Source organism: Alloalcanivorax marinus (assembly GCF_016906305.1).
Lineage (GTDB): Bacteria > Pseudomonadota > Gammaproteobacteria > Pseudomonadales > Alcanivoracaceae > Alloalcanivorax > Alloalcanivorax marinus.
Window position 1 is genome coordinate 201,225 of the sequence record NZ_JADDOL010000004.1, and the last position, 16,766, is coordinate 217,990.

Sequence of the window (16,766 nt, forward strand, 5' to 3'; positions counted from 1 at the left end):
CCCTGTAGGAGCGGCTTCAGCCGCGAAAGGTTTTAACGCACTCCGGCGGAGAGCGTTTCCGGCTGCACCAGCTGGCCGGTGACTGGGAAGCGGATGCGCACCCGCAGGCCGCCCCGGGGATGGTTGTCGAGCACCATTTCGCCGTGGTGCATGTCGACGATGCGCTTGACGATGGCCAGCCCCAGGCCGCTGCCGGACAGGGTGCGCGCCATCTCGCCCCGGGAGAACGGCTGCAGCAACAGGGGGATGTCCTGCTCGCGCACCCCCTTGCCGTGGTCTCGCACCGTCAGTCGCAGGGCGTTGTCGTCCACCTCGGTGGTGATCTCCACCGGCGGCGCGCCGTATTTCAGGGCATTGGTGATCAGGTTGGAGAGCATGCGCTTGACGGTAAGCCGCTTGAGCATCAGGCGCGGCACGTCCTCCTGGTGAATGCGCAATTTCTCCAGGGGGTATTTGGCCACCACCTCGTCAATCAGGCTGTTCAGGTTCTCGTAGTCCGGCTGTTCATCGGCGCCGTCGCGGATAAAGGCGATGAACTGGTCGAGGATGGCGTCCATGTCCTCGATGTCGGCGATGATGCCCTGGGACATTTCCTCGTCGTCGAGAAATTCCGCCGACAGGCGCAGCCGGGTGAGCGGCGTGCGCAGGTCGTGGGACACCCCGGCCAGCAGCAAGGCCCGGTCGCGCTGGGCCTGCTGCAGCTGGCTGGTCATGCGGTTGAAGGCCCGGTTCACCGCCTGGATTTCGGTGGGGCCGATGCTGTCGTCGAGCACCGGCACCGCCTCGCCCCGCCCCACCTTGAGCGCCACCCGCGCCAGCCGCCGCAGCGGCCGGTTGAGGCTGCGCGCGATCAGCAGGCCGCCGATCACCGCCAGCAGCGGCACCGTCACCCCCCAGCCCAGCAGCAGATAGCGGTCGTAGTCGCGGAAGAACGACATGGGCACCCGCAGCCAGCCGCCCTGGAACGAGGGCGCCGTGACCCACAGGATCGGCTGGCGGTCGTCCTCCAGACGCACGGTGGCGTCCTCGCCCAGACGCGCCGACAATTCCTCGCGGAAGCGGTCCATCACCGGCCGGGACAGTACCAGGGTGCGCGGCTCACCGAAGCTCGGCGGCGTGCCCGGCACGATGCCGGTGGTCTCGCCCAGGCGCTGGCCCAGGGACGCATCGCCGTCCGGCGGGAACACCAGCTCCGCCTGCAGGGCGGTGAGCCGCGCGTACTCGCGGATGCCGGGCAGGTAGGCGTTGCGGGCGAAGAACCAGAGCGTGACGCCCTGGCTGAGGCCGATCACCAGGCCGACGATCAGCGCGGCCCGGGTGAAGGCGGTCTTGGGCAGGAAACGGGCCATGGGGGCGCCGGCTCAGTCCGGCACGAACACATAGCCCACGCCCCACACGGTCTGGATGTAGCGGGGTTTGGACGGGTCGTCTTCAAGCAGGCGGCGCAGCCGCGACACCTGCACATCGATGGAACGCTCCATGGCGGACCATTCCCGGCCCCGGGCCAGGCTCATCAATTTATCGCGGGTAAGCGGTTCGCGCTGGTTCTGCACCAGCGCCTTGAGCACCGCGAATTCGCCGGTGGTGAGCGGCTGCGGGTCGCCCTCGCGGGCCAGGGTGCGGTTGCCCAGGTCCAGGCTCCAGGGGCCGAACTGCACCACCGACTCCTCCTTGCTGGGGGCACCGGGCACTTCCCGCACATGGCGGCGCAACACGGCGCGGATGCGGGCACTCAGCTCCTTGGGATTGAACGGTTTGGGCAGGTAGTCGTCGGCGCCGGCATCCAGACCCTCGATGCGTTCGGCGTCGTCGCCCTTGGCGGTGAGCATGATGATCGGCAGGTTGTTGTCCTCGTCGCGCAGGCGCCGGCAGATCGACAGGCCGTCCTCGCCGGGCAGCATCAGGTCGAGCACCATCAGCGAGTAGATCTCCCGCGACAGGGCGCGGTCCATCTGCTCCGCGTCGGCCACCGCCTTGACCGCGTAGCCCTGCTCTTCGAGAAAACGCTGCAGCAGGCCGCGCAGACGGGCGTCGTCGTCCACCACCAGAATCTTTTCCACTTGTTCGCTCATGGTGCTCCTCGCTGTCCACCGGCCCGGTTTACCCGCCGCCGCCGCTCCCGGCAAGCCCGGCGCCGGGCTAGATTGTATAGAAAGATTACCGGTCGCCGCACCGCGCGGTGACGCAAATTGGCAGGGAGTGCCGCTTTTCATCAAGTTACGCGCCGGCCGCCCCTTGTTATGATTGCGCCGGCGATAAGGAGACCAAGCACAATGGCGAAGATTCTCGTGGTGGACGATTCCCCCACCCAGCTGACCAACCTGGTGAAAATGGTGGAGAGCCAGGGCCATCAGGCGATTACCGCCAGCAATGGCCAGGAAGGCATCGAGCAGGCCCGCAGCGAACAGCCGGACCTGATTCTGATGGACGTGGTGATGCCGGAGCTGAACGGCTTCCAGGCCACCCGCAAGATCGCCAAGGACGCCGAGCTGAGCCGCATTCCGGTGATCCTGGTGACCACCAAGGACCAGGAAACCGACAAGGTGTGGGGCGAGCGCCAGGGCGCCGCCGGCTACATCGTGAAACCGCCGAAGGACGGCGAACTGGCGGCGATGATCGCCAAAGTCCTGGGCAACCGCTGAGCAACCACACCCCGCCCCGTCAAGTCAATCTATGAACGACCGGAGTCATTCCCTATGATTCCGGTCGTTTTCGTTTACACGCCTTCGCGCCGCGCGCGCCGCCGCGCAAGCCAGGAATCCCCATGCAAAGCATCGAACAGATCATCGCCCAGGAACTCAATGCCCAGCCCCGTCAGGTGGCCGCCGCCGTGGCGCTGCTCGACGAAGGCGCCACCGTGCCGTTCATCGCCCGCTACCGTAAGGAAGCCACCGGCGGTCTGGACGACACCCAGCTGCGTAATCTGGAGGAGCGGCTGCGCTACCTCCGGGAGATGGAAGAGCGCCGCGACACCATCCTGAAAAGCATCGCCGAGCAGGACAAGCTGACGCCGGAGCTGGAGAAGGCGATCAAGGAAGCGGACACCAAGACGCGCCTGGAAGATCTGTATCTGCCTTATAAACCGAAGCGCCGCACCCGCGCGCAGATCGCCCGCGAGGCCGGGCTGGAGCCGCTGGCCGAGGCGCTGCTGGCCGACCCCACGCTGAACCCGGAGCAGGAAGCCGCCGGCTACCTCAACGAAGAGCACAAGATCGCCACCGCCAAGGACGCCCTGGACGGCGCCAAGCAGATCCTGATGGAGCGCTTCGCCGAGGACGCGGAGCTGCTCACCCGGCTGCGTACCTGGCTGTGGGACAACGCTCACATCCAGGCCCGGGTGGCCGACGGCAAGGAAAACGACGGCGCCAAGTTCCGGGACTACTTCGAGCACGACGAGGCCCTGAAGGCGATCCCCAGCCACCGCGCCCTGGCCCTGTTCCGTGGCCGCAATGAGAGCGTGCTGCATGTGTCCATGGTGCTGCCCGAGGAACTGGAGAACGCCGAGCCGCACCCCTGCGTGTCCATGGTCACCCAGGTGGCGGACTGGAAGGACCAGGGCCGCGCCGCCGACGCCTGGCTGGGCGAGGTGATGCGCTGGACCTGGAAGATCAAACTCAACACCCACCTGGAAACCGAACTGCTGGGGCGCGTGCGCGAGCTGGCGGAAGAAGAGGCGATCCAGGTGTTCGCCCGCAACCTGAAGAGCCTGCTGATGGCCTCGCCGGCGGGTCCCAAGGCGACCATGGGTCTGGACCCGGGCCTGCGCACCGGCGTCAAGGTGGTGGTGGTGGACGCCACCGGCAAACTGCTGGAGCACACCACCGTGTTCCCGCACCAGCCGAAAAACCAGTGGGACCAGTCCCAGGCCACCCTGGCCAAGCTGTGCGTCAAACACAACGTGGACCTGATCGCCATCGGCAACGGCACCGCCAGCCGCGAGACCGACAAGCTCGCCGGTGAACTGGTCAAGGCCCTGCGCGACAAGCTCACCATGCAGAAGATCATGGTGTCCGAGGCCGGCGCCTCGGTGTATTCCGCCTCGGAACTGGCGGCGCGGGAATTCCCGGACCTGGACGTGTCGTTCCGGGGCGCGGTGTCCATCGCCCGCCGCCTGCAGGACCCGCTGGCCGAGCTGGTGAAGATCGATCCCAAGTCCATCGGCGTGGGCCAGTACCAGCACGACGTGAGCCAGGTGAAGATGTCACGCTCCCTGGACGCGGTGGTGGAGGACTGCGTGAACGCCGTGGGCGTGGACGTGAACACCGCCAGCGCGCCGCTGCTGGCGCGCATCGCCGGCCTCAACGCCACCATCGCCGGCAACATCGTCAGCTTCCGCGAGAAGAACGGCGCCTTCAATAACCGCGACGCGCTCAAGCAGGTGCCGCGTCTCGGCGAGAAGACCTTCGAGCAGGCCGCCGGCTTCCTGCGCATCATGAACGGCGACAACCCGCTGGACGCCTCTTCCGTGCACCCGGAAGCCTACCCGGTGGTGGAGAAAATCGCCGAGAAACATGGCCGCCCGCTGAAGGACCTGATCGGCGACGCGCCCTTCCTGAAGTCAGTGAAACCGGCGGAATTCACCGACGACACCTTCGGCCTGCCCACCGTCACCGACATCCTCAGTGAACTGGAAAAGCCCGGCCGCGACCCGCGCCCGGAGTTCAAGGCCGCCGAGTTCAAGGAAGGGGTGGAAACCCTGGACGACCTGAAGCCCGGCATGATGCTGGAGGGCGCGGTGACCAACGTGACCAACTTCGGCGCGTTCGTGGACATCGGCGTGCATCAGGACGGCCTGGTGCACGTGTCGGCGCTCGCCGACAAGTTCGTGGAGGATCCCCACGACGTGGTCAAGCCCGGTGACATCGTCAAGGTGAAGGTGCTGGAGGTGGACAAGCCCCGCAAGCGCATCAGCCTGACCATGCGCCTGGACGACCGGCACCAGGAGCAGGCCGCCGGCGGCGCGCCGGCGCCGGCCAAGGGGCGTCCGCGCAAGGGCGGCCAGCGGCCGGCCGGCAAGGGCCGGGGCCAGCAGGCCCAACCCCAGGGCCAGGGCGCCCTGGGCGCCGCCTTCGCCAAGGCCTTCGAGCAACAGAAGAAGCGCTGAGGGCCGGCGCACGCCAACGTTGCGGCGACCGTTTGGCCTGCCATACAGTGTCCTGCCCTGCGACCAACCTCTGGCGGCGCCGTCCCGGCGCCGCCGGCCAGATCGGATAGGCCCATGACCGATATGCTCAGCCAGCGCATCCAGGCGCTGCTTGATTCCGACGCCGCCGCCACCCTGGCGGATATTCACCGCGGCATCGAAAAGGAAAGTCTGCGCATCAACGAGCGCGGCACCCTGGCGCGCACGCCGCACCCGACGGAGCTGGGTTCGGCACTGACCCACCCGTACATCACCACGGATTATTCCGAGGCCCTGCTGGAGTTCATCACCCCGCCCAGCACCTGCCTGCGCCGGCCGATTGAGTTTCTGGATCAGCTGCACCGCTATACCTACCGGCACATCGGCGATGAACTGCTGTGGGTGAATTCCATGCCCTGCATGATCGGCACCGACGACGACGTGCCGGTGGCCGAGTACGGCCGCTCCAATGTGGGCCGCATGAAGCACATTTACCGCATCGGGCTGGGCCATCGCTATGGCCGCAAGATGCAGACCATCGCCGGCATCCACTACAACTTCTCGTTCCCGGAGGCGTTCTGGCGCATCCACCAGGAACTGGAAGGCGAGACCGGCAAGCTGCAGGACTACATTTCCCAGCGTTATTTCGATCTGACCCGTAATTTCCAGCGTTATTCCTGGCTGCTGGTGTACCTGTTCGGTGCCTCGCCGGCCCTGTGCGCCACCTTCCTGGCCGGGCGCGACCATCATCTGCTGGAGCGCTTCGACCACAGCCTCTACAGCCCCAAGGCCACCAGCCTGCGGATGAGCGATCTGGGCTACCAGAACAATGCCCAGTCGTCCCTGGCGATCAGCTACAACAATCTTCAGGAATACGTGGACACCCTGACCCACGCCATCAAGACCCCGGAGCCGGCCTACGAAAAGCTGGGCGTGCGCGATGCGGAAGGCAACTATTTGCAGCTCAACGCCAACATTCTGCAGATCGAGAACGAGTACTACTCCTCGATCCGGCCCAAGCGCACCATCAACCCGGGGGAGCGCCCCACCCTGGCGCTGCAGCGCCGGGGCGTGGAGTACATCGAAATCCGTGCCCTGGATCTGAACCCGTTCGAGCCGGTGGGCATCAATCAGCAGGAAATCCGCTTCCTGGACCTGTTCGCCACCTACTGCCTGCTGCGCGAATCGCCGCAGCTGGAAAGCGACGACTTCAATGCCAGCAAGGAAAACCTGCGCCGGGTGGTCTACCAGGGCCGTGACACCAGCGTGGAACTGAACAACTGGGGCAAGGCGGTGAGCCTGCGCCAGTGGGGCCTGGAAAAACTCGATCAGATGATCCCCATCGCCGAGCTGTTCGACCGCACCCACGGCGGCGACAACTACGCCCGTGCCCTGGAGCACCAGCGCGAGAAAATCCGCACCCCGGACGCCACGCCCTCCGGCCGTATTCTGGATCGGCTGGAAAGCCGCAATCAGGGCTTTTTCGCGTTCGCTCTGGAGCAGGCCCTGGCCCACCGCGACCACTTCCTGGCGCGGCCGCTGGAAAGCGACGTGGAACAGGAGCTGCGCCAGGCCGCCCGCGACAGCCTGGCCGAGCAGGCCGCCGTCGAGGCCCAGGCGGAACCGCCGTTCGAGGACTATCTGCGCGACTATTTCCAGGGCTGAGGGGCCGGGGATTTGCCGACCGGCACCGGACGAAGGGTCGAAAAATGTTAACGAGTGGCCATGGCGGTGTCATCGCCCGGTGCTACTCTGGCGGAACATCCCGTGAACCCGGCGCTTCCGGGCAAGGAGAGGGAATGTTCGAGCCAACATTCGAACCCACCAGGGACCCGTTCGAGAAGGCCTACAACCGCGGCTGCATGTGGGGCATGGCCGGCGGCGGCGTGGGCCAGTGCCCCTATCTGGACGAGGCCCTGGCGGAATGGTGGGTGCAGGGCTGGGAAGCCGGCGCCGCCGCCTGGCGTGATCGCCGGGAACCCGCCACGTCCCGCGACGTCTGACACAGCGAACGACTAAAAAAACAGGGAACCCACCATGCAATCGCTGATTCCGGCGCCCCGCGCGCTCAATGGACTGACTTTGCTCGCCTGCGCGGCCGCCTTCGCCGGCGCGCTCTACATGCAGCACGTGGAAGGGCTGGAGCCCTGCCCGCTGTGCATCTTTCAACGCATCGCCCTGATCGTGGTGATGGTGATCCTGCTGATCGCCACCCTGCACGGCCCCAAGGGCGTGGGCGTGCGCGTCTACGCGGTGCTCACCGGCCTGGCCACCCTGGGCGGGGCGGCCATCGCCGTGCGCCACCTGTGGCTGCAGAGCCTGCCCGCCGATGAAGTCCCCGCCTGCGGTCCGACCCTGGACTACATGATCGACGCCTTCCCCCTGCACGAGGTGCTGGCCACCGTGCTGTCCGGCTCCGGCGAATGCGCCGAGATCAGCTGGCGGTTCCTGGGCCTGACCATTCCGGGCTGGTCGCTGGTGGTGTTCGGCGGCGTTCTGGTGGTGGCTCTGATACAATTGTTCCGCCCGCGCCGGGCCTGAATCCAAAAGCATAATAATCGCGGCTGAAGCCGCTCCTACCGAGCAGGAAGAGTAGGAGCGGCCTCAGCCGCGATTCGGTTTCGGCCCCGCGCCACCGTGTGTATCCGGCCGCGGAGACCCAACCGTGCTCGATGGTCTGCTGATTCTGTTGCTGTTTCAGTTTCTCGGCGAGGTGGTGATCCACCTCACTGGCCTGCCCCTGCCCGCCCCCGTGGTAGGGATGGTGCTGCTGTTGCTCGCCCTGATGTTCAATCTGCCCGGTGGCGAGCGCATCGCCGAGGCCGCCGGCGCCCTGATCCGCCATATCAGTCTGCTGATCTTTCCGCTGGGGGTCGGCATCGTGCTGCAGTGGAGCCGCTATCAGGACTACGCCCTGGCGCTCACCGTGGCGGTGGTGCTGGGCACCGTGATCGCCCTGGTGCTGGTCACCCTGCTGCTGAAATGGCTGATGCCGGCGCCGCCGGAGCGTCCCCATGACTGAACTGGTGCACACCCCGCTGTTCGGCCTGATCCTGACCCTGGCCAGCTACCGGATGGCGATCTGGATCTACGGCAAGGCGCACAGCCTGCCGGTGCTGCACCCGTTCCTCGTCGCCTCGATTCCGGTGATCGTGGTGCTGCCGCTGGTGGGCCTGTCCTACGAGGAATACCGCCAGCAAACCGAAATCCTCTCCTTCCTGCTGGGCCCGGCCACGGTGGCGCTGGCCTGGCCGCTGTACCGGCAACTGCGCACCGTGCGCCAGGTCTGGCGGCCGGTGCTGATCACCACCCTGGTGGGCGCCGCCCTGGCGGCGGGCATTTCCATCGGGCTGGCCTGGTGGCTGGGCGCGCCGGAGCCGGTGGTGGGATCCCTGGCGCCCAAGTCGATCACCACGCCGATCGCCGTGGAAGTGGTGAAAAGCACCGACGGTTTCGTGTCCCTGGCCGCCGGCGCCGTGGCCATCACCGGCATCGTCGGCGCCCTGCTGGCCGGGCCGGTGTTCCGCCTGCTGCGGGTGCGTGACGACCGGGTGCGCGGCTTCGCCCTGGGCCTGGTGGCCCACGCCATCGGCACCGCCCGGGCCTTTGAATTCGGCGAGAAAGCCGGCGCCTTCGCCGGTCTGGCCCTGGGCCTGACCGGGCTGGTCACCGCCCTGGCGCTGCCCTGGCTGTGGCCCTGGATCGCCGGTTGGTTGTTTTAACGCCGGTTCTTATGACAAATCCGTCTTTACCGGCAACTGACTGACCGCCAAGCCTTTTTGTCGCCGGTGTGTAAAACCTGCCCCTTCCCCCCGTTGCCGCCGGCGCCGCCCCGGGGCTAGCCTCGAAATCCCCCCACCCGATGTCCGGCGTATTGGCGCCGGGGTGGCTGTTCACCGGATCGTCAGCCCCCACAACGAACGCCGGCGCCGCCTGCCGGCAAGGAACAAGGAGCGACCGTCATGGCACCCCCCGCTTTATCCCCCCTGATGCAATGGCGCCGTATCGAGGCCCTGGTCGGCGCCTGGCTGGAACAGCGCCAGCAGCTGATCGTGTTGCTGTGCGCCCTGCAGGGCCTGAAAGGTTTCGACGACGCCCGCCCGCGCCCGGTGCAGAGCCAGGTGCGCGAGTTCTGCCAGCTGCTGATGGACTACATCAGCGCCGGCTATTTCGAGGTGTACCGGGAGCTGGTGCGCGAGGCGCGCCGGTATCGGGACACGCCCACCCCGGAGGTGGCCTCCCATATCCTTCGTCAGCTGGACCTCTCCACGGAGGAGGCCCTGGCCTTCAACGAGGATTTCGACAGCGACGATCACTGCCTGGTGCAACTGGAGCAGCTACCGGAACGGCTCACGCGGCTGACGGAGGTGCTGGAGGAACGGTTCGCGCTGGAGGACCAGTTGATTCTGAGCGTGCATCAGGCGCCCCGTCGTCACGCCCTGCGGCACTGAATCCGCGGGACCACGAAAAAGGCCACCCGGAGGTGGCCTTTTTTTCGGCGTCGTGAAGCGCGCTTACTCGGTGTCGCCTTCCCCGGCGTCACCTTGCTGAGCGCTCTCGCCTTTCTTCTGCACGTCCAGCAGCTCGACTTCGAAGATCAGCACCTGGTTGGGGCCGATGTCGCCGCCAGCGCCCTGTTCGCCGTAGCCCAGCTCCGGCGGCAGGTACAGCTTCCACTTGTCACCGACTTTCATCATCGGCAGCGCTTCCTGCCAGCCCGGGATGATGTGCTTGAGGCCGAACACGGCGGGCTTGTCACGCTCGATGGAGCTGTCGAACACGGTGCCGTCCACCAGGGAGCCCTTGTAGTGCACTTCCACGGTGTCTTCCAGGGTGGGCGACGCGGCGCCTTCCTCACCGGATTCCAGCACTTCGTACTGCAGACCGCTGTCGGTGGTTTTCACACCGTCTTTCTCGGCGTTTTCCTCGAGGAACTTCTTGGACTCCTCCAGGTTGGTCTTGGCCAGCTCTTCCTGTTCCTTCTGGCGCGCTTCCATCATGCGGGTCTGGTAGTCACGGATCAGCTGATCCATGTCTTCGTTCTCGCCCAGACGGGATTCCGGATTGTCGCCGAAGCCGTCACGCAGACCGGCGATCATGGCGTCCAGATCCAGGTTGTTCATGGCGCTCATCTGTTCGGCGCTGCGGAAACCCAGAGCATAGGACGCTTTCTGATCGGCGCTTTCCAGCTTGACGTCGTTGCTCTTGTCTTCGTTGTCTCCGCCACAGGCCGCCAGCAGGATACTGCCGGCCAGCACGATTGCGATCTTCTTCATTCTGCCTCCGTTGGCTTACGTTTATTTTCCCTGCGCCGGTGGTCCTCTCCGCGCAAGTCCTCCGCGGTGATCCTGGTCGACGCTACCGGTTAACGCATGACCGCGTTTTCCCCCGATTGGTTCCCTCTCCGTCGACTGCGGGCGGACGAAGAGGGTTCATTGTGCCTTTCCGCGGGCCGCTGTCAAAACCGGGATTCACGAAATCTCTCCGGATCGCATGCTTTAACGGTCAAGGTGCCAAGAGCGATGCCGGCCCGGGACGCAACGTCTGTATTAATTCTGAGCACCCAAACCGGTTATAGTGCGCTCGGAGGGGAAGCAGACTATGCCCAATAACACCAATAGCGATCCGACGCCCGGCGACCCGACCCTGGCGCCGCCGTCGGCGCGCCGGGTGGCGCGCCAGGATGAGCGGCGGCTGGTGATCCTGATCGCCAACAGCAAAGGGGGCTGTGGCAAGACCACGCTGGCCACCAATCTGGCCGCCTATTTCAGCCTGGCCGGCCAGGCGGTCACCCTGCTGGACCTGGACCCGCAGCAGTCCGCCACCCAATGGGTACGGCTGCGCCAGGACCCGATGGTCGAAGCGCTGGGCTGGCCGGCGGACGAACCGGTGTCCCTGGGGCGGCTGCAGGATCAGTTGCAGCGGGCCCGTGACGTGGTGGTGATCGACTCACCGGCGGGCATGGACCGCCACACCCTGGACCATGTGCTGCGGGTGGCGCAGGTGGTGCTGATACCCGTGTTGCCCAGCCCCATCGACATCCGCGCCACCACCCGCTTCGTGCAGAACGTGATGCTGGCGCCCAGCTATCAACGGCGCCCGCGCCGGCTGGCGGTGATCGCCAACCGGGCGCGCACCCGCACGCGCATGTACGAGGCGTTGCGGCAGTTTCTGGCGAGTCTGAAGATTCCCTATCTCGTGACGCTGCGCGACACCCAGCAATACGTGCAGGCCATGGCCGACGGCGGCAGCATGCTCGACCCCAGCGGCCCGCGCCATCAGGCCGACCAGCGTCACTGGCAGCTGATCGGCGAGTGGCTCGAGGTGCAGCGCCACCTTATCCGCTCGCTGCCCGGCTTTCGCTGAGCGCCGCCAGCTCTTCCAGCAGCGCCTGCAGGCCCTCGCACTGGGCCACTTCCGGCACCACCAGCAGCAGCCAGCCCAGGGCCGTTTCCGTGCCCTCGCCGGGCTGGGTACGGGCCAGCCCGGCCAGCTGCTCCAGCAACAGCCGTTCGCCTTCCAGCTCCGCTTCCTGAATCTGGCGCTTCAGCTCAGCGGCGCCGTCTTCCGCCGCGCGCCGCCGCACCGCGCGCAGCGGCCGCAGATAGCGCTCCTCGAAGCGCTCGGCGTGGCCGCTCAGGCGTCGTCCCAGGGCCGCGTCCGGGCGTCGCCCGCCGCGGGCCAACCACAGCGCCACCAGCAGCGTCGCCACCGGCACGCCGTAGTCATCCTGCAGGCGCAGACACACCCGCTCCACGTTCTTGTCCCGCCACAGGCCCAGTGCGAATCGCCACAGGGTCGGCTCGTTGTCCATGCTGGTTCCCCTTCTGTTGGAACGGCGCTTGGCCTACACTGCGCCGGTCTTTTTCCGTCGTAAAACCCGATTATGCTCTCCCTGGAACACATCAATCTGCGCCGTGGCTCCGACCTGTTGCTGGAGGACGCCGGCTTCGTGCTGCATAAAGGCGCCCGGGTGGGTCTGGTGGGCAAGAACGGCAGTGGCAAGAGCTCGCTGTTCCGGCTGATCCTGGGAGAGCTGGAACCGGACGGCGGCCACCTGCAACGGCCGGCGGACTGGCGCCTGGCCATGATGGCCCAGGAAGTGCCGGCACTGGAACAGGCGGCGCTGGAGTATGTGCTCGACGGCCACCGCCCCCTGCGCCGCGCGGAGGCCGCCCTGGCGCGGGCCCAGGCCGACGGGGACGACGCCGGCATCGCCGCCGCCCACGCGGAACTGGACGCCGTGCGCGCCTGGGAGCAACCGGCCCGGGCGGCCACCCTGCTGGCCGGGCTGGGCTTTTCCGAGGCCCAGCAGAAGCAGCCGGTGAGCGCCTTTTCCGGTGGCTGGCGCATGCGCCTCAATCTGGCCCAGGTACTGCTCAGCGACGCCGACCTGATGCTGCTGGACGAACCCACCAACCACCTGGATCTGGACGCCATTCTCTGGCTGCAGCAGTGGCTGACCCAGCACCCCGGCGCGCTGATGCTGATCTCCCACGACCGCGCTTTCCTGGACGCCACCGTCGGCGAGATTCTGCACATCGAGCAGCGCCGGCTGAAACGCTACACCGGCACCTATTCCGATTTCGAACGGCAGCGCGCCGAGCAGCTTTCCCTGCAGCAAAAGATGCATGAGAAGCAGCAGGTGCAGATCGCCCATCTGCAGAAGTTCATCGACCGCTTCAAGGCCAAGGCCACCAAGGCCAAGCAGGCGCAGAGCCGGGTCAAGGCGCTGGAAAAGCTGGAACGCATCGGCCCCGCCCATGTGGATTCCGAGTTCAGCTTCGGCTTTCTCAAGCCGGAGCGGCTGCCCAACCCGATGATCGATCTGGACGGCGTCACCTGCGGCTATGAAGGCGCGCCGATTCTCGGCAACGTGACAATGAGCCTGCGGCCGGAGTCACGCATCGGCCTGCTGGGCCCCAACGGCGCCGGCAAGTCCACGCTGATCCGCACCCTGGTGGGCGAACTGGCGGCCCTGGACGGCCGGCTGAAGCGGGACCCGGACCTGGCGGTGGGCTATTTCCACCAACAGCAGGTGGACCGGCTGGCCGCCGACGACACCCCCTACCAGCTGATCAATCGCGCCCATCCCAAATGGACCGAGCAGCAGGTGCGCAATGAACTGGGCGCCTTCGGCTTCCACGGCGACGCGGTGTTCGAGCCGGTGGGCCGCTTCTCCGGCGGCGAAAAGGCGCGCCTGGCGCTGGCGCTGATCGTGCACGAGAAACCGGCGCTGCTGCTGCTCGACGAACCGGCCAACCACCTGGACCTGGAGATGCGCGAGGCGCTGACCCTGGCGCTGCAGGAGTTCGAGGGCGCCGTGGTGCTGGTGTCCCACGACCGCCACCTGCTGGAAACCACGGTGGACGAGTTCCAGCTGGTGGCCGAGGGCACGGTGCGCGCCTTCGACGGCGACCTGGACGATTACGCCCGCTGGCTGCAGCAGGCCCGCCGGGAGGCCAACGCGGCGGCGCGCGCGGAACCCGCCGCCGGCCGCGACGACGCCCGCCAGCGCCGCCAGAACGCGGCCAAACGCCGCGAGCAGTTGCGGCCGCTGAAAAAGGAAGTGGAAAAGCTGGAGAAGGCGCTGGACCGGGAGAGCGACGCGCTCACCGAGGTGGAGACCGCCCTGGCCGACGAAACGCTGTACACCGACGCTGGCCGCAAGGACGAACTGCAGGCGCTGCTGGCCCGCCAGGGCGACCTGAAGAACCGCCGGGAAGAACTGGAGATGGCGCTGCTGGAGGCCATGGAGAAATTGGAAGAGGCGGAAGCTTCTCTGTAACCCGGGATCGCGACTGAAGCGGAACGCCGCCCGGTCGCGATCAGCCCCGTTCCGTTACTTCGCCGCGCTTGAGCAGCGCCGCGCTGCCGGCGCCGCAGGCCACCACGGTCTTCATCATCTGCTCCACGCCAATGTCCGGTCGCCGCTCCACCAGGCTTTCGTGCACGTGGTAAATGAAACCGGAGGTGGGGTTGGGCCCGGTGGGCACGAACACCGATAGCACGCCGTCGTCGTGCCGGGACGTGATCAGCCCCAGCACCGTCACCGATACCTGCCGGCCGTACAGCCACACCCGCGCCACTTCCCCGCGCATCAGGCTGTCCTGACTGCCGCCGAACAACTGGGTGATCACTTCCTTGACGGTGCGGTAGCCCGGCACCCGGGCCATGCCCCGCTCTTCCAGACGCTGCCAGATCCAGCCCCCCAGTTTGGTGGCCACCAGGGTGCCGACCAGAAAACAGAACACCACCAGCACCGCCACCACCACCCAGTCGGCGGCGAACCTGGGCAACCCGAAGGCGCGCACCACCAGACCGGTGAACGGCGCGATCAGGCCGGTCACCGCGTCGTAAATCCATTTGAAGAAGAACGCGATGATGGAGATCGGCAGCAGAATCAGCAGCCCGCCCAACAGGGATTTGCGAATGAAAAACCAGACTCGGTTGTTGCTCATGGGTGTCCATACCAGATGCGATTGATATAAAGACAGCGCTCGCCGGCGGGCGTTCGCACCCAGGCCTCGTCGTCCACCCGTTTGCCCAGCAAGGCCCGGGCCAGGGGCGCGTCGATGCTGATCAGACCGGCGCCGCCCTCGGCCTCGTCCGGGCCCACCAACCGGTAGGTTTCGCGCTTGCCGTCGTCGTCCTCCAGCTCCACCCAGGCGCCGAAAAACACCTTGCCGGTGTCCTCCGGGGGCCGGTCCACCACGGTCATGCCGTCCAGGCGCTTACTGAGAAAACGAATACGCCGGTCGATTTCGCGGAGCTGCTTCTTGCCGTAAATATACTCGGCGTTCTCGGACCGGTCGCCCTGGGCGGCGGCCTCCTGCACCGACTTGGTGATCGGCGGCCGCTCTTCCTTCCAGAGCCGCTGCAGCTCCTCGTTGAGGCGCCGGTAGCCCTCCGGCGTGATGTACTTGGAGGCGGGGGTGCCTTTCGGTCGCCAACGGCCCATGCGCTATTCTCCGATCCGCGAGGACACCACCGCCAGCTTGAGCCCGAACGGAGCGAGCAGCTTTTCCACGGTGCCCAGGGTGGGGTTGCCCCGGTCCTGTTCAATGTCTTGAATCACCCGCGCGGACACACCCGTGAGCCGGCTGTATTCGCTCAAGGTGAAGCGCAACCCGCCACGCAGCAGCGCCACCACCCGATGGATCGGCAGCTCCGGATGGTCGTGGATATGACTCAGCACCTCACGACGCCGCTCCACCTGCTCCGCGGGACTCAACTCGGCGTAACGCCTATCCATGCAAGCGCTCCAATTGTTCGGCCAGCTTCTTCGTCCCCGGTCGGAGTCTCTCCACCAGGTCCGGGTCCATGCCCAGCGAGGTCATGCGTTGCGGTAACGCCCGCACGCCCGCGCCCATCTCCCCGAGCGCCCGACGCAACGGGTCCATCGGCAGGCCGGTCGCCGCCGCCACCGCCTCCGTCACCCTTTGCCAGTCGGGCTGCCCACCGTTATCGGCCAGCCAGCGGCTCTGTCTCGCAATCCCGTCCGGATGCAGAAACATGGGCGCGAAATCGAACACCGGGGTCAAGGTGATGCGACCATCGTGATGACGGGCAAGGGCGGTGTTGCGGGCATGGTTGTCCTTGTTGCCCAGGGCCAGGTTGGCCACGTCGCGCTTCAGGTACTCAATAATCTCGGTTTGAGGCTCGCTGACCACCTCCGCCAGCGCCCGGCAGGCGTCTTCATGCCGCACGGCGATCCCGAATCCAGCCCGCCCACACAGCGAAGCCAGACTCTCCTGGGCGATGCGCTGTACACCGCCACCCTCAAGGCGACGGTCAAAGCGAGGGATGAACAGAGTACGACCATGGGTCTCCAATGAACCATGGACGCGCAGCCCCAGTCCCCGGGCCAGCTCCATATAATCGGCTTCCGCTCGCAGGATGGCTTGCAGATCGCGGTCGGTGCCACGGTGGAACTTGACCAGCCAGTGCCGGCGCGCGCGCTCGTCCGCCAGGGTATGATCCAAATAAAGCAGGCCGTCGTCGGCCTCGGCCAGCAGAATCTTCGGCCACTCCCCCTGCACGCCGTAGGAGCCGGCCACGAACAAACCGTGCGCGGCCAGATGTTCCACGAACTCCTCGGGACGACCCGCCACGTCTTCAAAGCGAAACCCACGGGCCGGGCCCGCCGGGCGCTCAGCCAGCCATTCCCAGGCTTCCTTGATGCGCAGATTGCCAATCGGGTTGCCGCCACCTGCCCTCAGCAACGGCCAGTCCCCCGCGGCTTCCGCAGTGGCCGGCAACTCCAGCTGACGCAGCAGCTCCTGTCGACCGTAGCCCTGTGGCAACACATCCACCAGCCAAGCCGGCCAGGTATCCTGTTCATCAATTTCCAGAGACACGGAGAAACGGACGCCGCAGGCCGCGGCATCACGGCGCCCCAAGTGATCCAGAGCGTAATCGGGCAGGTAAGTGGTGTAAGTGGGCGCGCGCCAACCCTGGCGCTCCGGGCCCGCCAGGCTGATCACCGCCGCGTCCCGCCATACGCCGTCCACAAACACCTGGATCGTGCATTTATTGTCCATTTACGCATGATACTTCCGTTATCAGCGCTTTCACAGCCATGTTTCGGCGGAATACCGCCAATATACTACCGGTCCGATCTCTTTTTCCTCGCCGGCGCGGG

The 16,766-nt window shown here is 66.5% G+C and carries 18 protein-coding genes; 10 read left to right on the plus strand and 8 right to left on the minus strand.

The features are described 5' to 3' along the window. Positions 1 to 32: 32 nt before the first annotated feature. Together IM760_RS05290 and ompR are read right to left on the minus strand one after the other, a co-directional pair. Positions 33 to 1,349, minus strand: a complete 1,317-nt coding sequence (locus IM760_RS05290) for an ATP-binding protein (RefSeq protein ID WP_204427493.1) — start codon at positions 1,347 to 1,349, stop codon at positions 33 to 35. 12 nt (positions 1,350 to 1,361) lie between these two features. Then, on the minus strand, positions 1,362 to 2,072 hold the full coding sequence (gene ompR / locus IM760_RS05295; protein ID WP_204427494.1) for an osmolarity response regulator transcription factor OmpR: 711 nt from the start codon (positions 2,070 to 2,072) through the stop codon (positions 1,362 to 1,364). 201 nt (positions 2,073 to 2,273) lie between these two features. On the opposite strand from ompR, the gene IM760_RS05300 reads away from it, so the two are divergent. The 8 genes from IM760_RS05300 (at position 2,274) to rsd (ending at position 9,573) form a co-directional block, all read left to right on the plus strand. Then, entirely contained in the window at positions 2,274 to 2,642 is a 369-nt protein-coding gene (locus tag IM760_RS05300) for a response regulator (protein ID WP_204427495.1), read from the plus strand. Between the two features lie 122 nt (positions 2,643 to 2,764). After that, positions 2,765 to 5,104 carry a Tex family protein gene (locus IM760_RS05305; RefSeq protein ID WP_204427496.1) on the plus strand — a complete coding sequence of 780 codons (2,340 nt, stop codon included), beginning with the start codon at positions 2,765 to 2,767 and terminating at the stop codon, positions 5,102 to 5,104. A 114-nt stretch (positions 5,105 to 5,218) separates the two neighbouring features. Then, positions 5,219 to 6,787 carry a glutamate--cysteine ligase gene (gene gshA / locus IM760_RS05310; RefSeq protein ID WP_204427497.1) on the plus strand — a complete coding sequence of 523 codons (1,569 nt, stop codon included), beginning with the start codon at positions 5,219 to 5,221 and terminating at the stop codon, positions 6,785 to 6,787. 134 nt (positions 6,788 to 6,921) lie between these two features. Next, positions 6,922 to 7,125, plus strand: a complete 204-nt coding sequence (gene rmf / locus IM760_RS05315; protein WP_204427498.1) for a ribosome modulation factor — start codon at positions 6,922 to 6,924, stop codon at positions 7,123 to 7,125. Between the two features lie 34 nt (positions 7,126 to 7,159). Beyond that, a complete protein-coding gene (locus IM760_RS05320) occupies positions 7,160 to 7,663 on the plus strand; it encodes a disulfide bond formation protein B (protein ID WP_204427499.1) in 504 nt (167 codons plus the stop codon). Between the two features lie 124 nt (positions 7,664 to 7,787). Further along, complete coding sequence (locus tag IM760_RS05325; protein WP_204427500.1) at positions 7,788 to 8,144, plus strand: CidA/LrgA family protein; 357 nt, start codon at positions 7,788 to 7,790, stop codon at positions 8,142 to 8,144. After that, complete coding sequence (locus IM760_RS05330) at positions 8,137 to 8,844, plus strand: LrgB family protein (protein WP_204427501.1); 708 nt, start codon at positions 8,137 to 8,139, stop codon at positions 8,842 to 8,844. Before IM760_RS05325 ends, IM760_RS05330 begins: the two co-directional genes overlap by 8 nt. Before the next feature lie 240 nt (positions 8,845 to 9,084). Further along, a complete protein-coding gene (gene rsd / locus IM760_RS05335; protein WP_204427502.1) occupies positions 9,085 to 9,573 on the plus strand; it encodes a sigma D regulator in 489 nt (162 codons plus the stop codon). A 63-nt stretch (positions 9,574 to 9,636) separates the two neighbouring features. Here rsd and IM760_RS05340 read toward each other — a convergent pair whose 3' ends face one another. Beyond that, positions 9,637 to 10,398 (minus strand): BamJ family beta-barrel-assembly machinery protein, encoded by a 762-nt coding sequence (locus IM760_RS05340; protein ID WP_204427503.1) that lies wholly within the window; start codon positions 10,396 to 10,398, stop codon positions 9,637 to 9,639. Positions 10,399 to 10,723: 325 nt separating this feature from the next. Between IM760_RS05340 and IM760_RS05345 the strand changes: the two genes are divergently transcribed. Further along, positions 10,724 to 11,488 (plus strand): ParA family protein, encoded by a 765-nt coding sequence (locus tag IM760_RS05345; protein ID WP_204427504.1) that lies wholly within the window; start codon positions 10,724 to 10,726, stop codon positions 11,486 to 11,488. Here the strand turns inward: IM760_RS05345 and IM760_RS05350 are convergent. Continuing rightward, entirely contained in the window at positions 11,460 to 11,936 is a 477-nt protein-coding gene (locus tag IM760_RS05350; protein WP_204427505.1) for a TIGR02444 family protein, read from the minus strand. The two genes, IM760_RS05345 and IM760_RS05350, sit on opposite strands and share 29 nt — an antisense overlap. A gap of 72 nt (positions 11,937 to 12,008) precedes the next feature. Here IM760_RS05350 and IM760_RS05355 point away from each other — a divergent pair, with 72 nt between their 5' ends. Then, the gene (locus IM760_RS05355; RefSeq protein WP_204427506.1) at positions 12,009 to 13,910 is read left to right on the plus strand and encodes an ATP-binding cassette domain-containing protein; all 1,902 of its coding nucleotides are present in this window, start codon (positions 12,009 to 12,011) and stop codon (positions 13,908 to 13,910) included. Between the two features lie 40 nt (positions 13,911 to 13,950). Here the strand turns inward: IM760_RS05355 and IM760_RS05360 are convergent, their stop codons facing one another. Genes IM760_RS05360 through IM760_RS05375 form a run of 4 tightly spaced genes read right to left on the minus strand, consistent with a single transcriptional unit; the run spans position 13,951 to position 16,665 of the window. Further along, positions 13,951 to 14,583: a DUF502 domain-containing protein gene (locus tag IM760_RS05360; protein ID WP_204427507.1), complete on the minus strand. Its 633-nt coding sequence runs from the start codon at positions 14,581 to 14,583 to the stop codon at positions 13,951 to 13,953. Further along, positions 14,580 to 15,083 carry a transcription elongation factor GreB gene (gene greB / locus IM760_RS05365; RefSeq protein WP_204427508.1) on the minus strand — a complete coding sequence of 168 codons (504 nt, stop codon included), beginning with the start codon at positions 15,081 to 15,083 and terminating at the stop codon, positions 14,580 to 14,582. Before greB ends, IM760_RS05360 begins: the two co-directional genes overlap by 4 nt. Before the next feature lie 3 nt (positions 15,084 to 15,086). Then, positions 15,087 to 15,377 (minus strand): helix-turn-helix domain-containing protein, encoded by a 291-nt coding sequence (locus IM760_RS05370; protein WP_204427509.1) that lies wholly within the window; start codon positions 15,375 to 15,377, stop codon positions 15,087 to 15,089. Further along, positions 15,370 to 16,665, minus strand: coding sequence for a type II toxin-antitoxin system HipA family toxin (locus IM760_RS05375; RefSeq protein WP_204427510.1), 1,296 nt, complete (start codon positions 16,663 to 16,665; stop codon positions 15,370 to 15,372). Before IM760_RS05375 ends, IM760_RS05370 begins: the two co-directional genes overlap by 8 nt. Positions 16,666 to 16,766: the final 101 nt, after the last annotated feature.

Excerpts from the sequence above, each read along its gene's own strand:
- rmf (WP_204427498.1), top strand. The coding sequence starts at position 6,922 with ATGTTCGAGCCAACATTCGAACCCACCAGGGACCCGTTCGAGAAGGCC.
- IM760_RS05375 (WP_204427510.1), bottom strand. The coding sequence starts at position 16,665 with ATGGACAATAAATGCACGATCCAGGTGTTTGTGGACGGCGTATGGCGG.
- IM760_RS05330 (WP_204427501.1), top strand. The coding sequence starts at position 8,137 with ATGACTGAACTGGTGCACACCCCGCTGTTCGGCCTGATCCTGACCCTG.
- IM760_RS05305 (WP_204427496.1), top strand. The coding sequence starts at position 2,765 with ATGCAAAGCATCGAACAGATCATCGCCCAGGAACTCAATGCCCAGCCC.
- IM760_RS05320 (WP_204427499.1), top strand. The coding sequence starts at position 7,160 with ATGCAATCGCTGATTCCGGCGCCCCGCGCGCTCAATGGACTGACTTTG.
- IM760_RS05360 (WP_204427507.1), bottom strand. The coding sequence starts at position 14,583 with ATGAGCAACAACCGAGTCTGGTTTTTCATTCGCAAATCCCTGTTGGGC.
- IM760_RS05350 (WP_204427505.1), bottom strand. The coding sequence starts at position 11,936 with ATGGACAACGAGCCGACCCTGTGGCGATTCGCACTGGGCCTGTGGCGG.
- ompR (WP_204427494.1), bottom strand. The coding sequence starts at position 2,072 with ATGAGCGAACAAGTGGAAAAGATTCTGGTGGTGGACGACGACGCCCGT.
- IM760_RS05355 (WP_204427506.1), top strand. The coding sequence starts at position 12,009 with ATGCTCTCCCTGGAACACATCAATCTGCGCCGTGGCTCCGACCTGTTG.
- greB (WP_204427508.1), bottom strand. The coding sequence starts at position 15,083 with ATGGGCCGTTGGCGACCGAAAGGCACCCCCGCCTCCAAGTACATCACG.
- rsd (WP_204427502.1), top strand. The coding sequence starts at position 9,085 with ATGGCACCCCCCGCTTTATCCCCCCTGATGCAATGGCGCCGTATCGAG.
- IM760_RS05290 (WP_204427493.1), bottom strand. The coding sequence starts at position 1,349 with ATGGCCCGTTTCCTGCCCAAGACCGCCTTCACCCGGGCCGCGCTGATC.
- IM760_RS05300 (WP_204427495.1), top strand. The coding sequence starts at position 2,274 with ATGGCGAAGATTCTCGTGGTGGACGATTCCCCCACCCAGCTGACCAAC.
- IM760_RS05340 (WP_204427503.1), bottom strand. The coding sequence starts at position 10,398 with ATGAAGAAGATCGCAATCGTGCTGGCCGGCAGTATCCTGCTGGCGGCC.
- IM760_RS05345 (WP_204427504.1), top strand. The coding sequence starts at position 10,724 with ATGCCCAATAACACCAATAGCGATCCGACGCCCGGCGACCCGACCCTG.
- gshA (WP_204427497.1), top strand. The coding sequence starts at position 5,219 with ATGACCGATATGCTCAGCCAGCGCATCCAGGCGCTGCTTGATTCCGAC.
- IM760_RS05370 (WP_204427509.1), bottom strand. The coding sequence starts at position 15,377 with ATGGATAGGCGTTACGCCGAGTTGAGTCCCGCGGAGCAGGTGGAGCGG.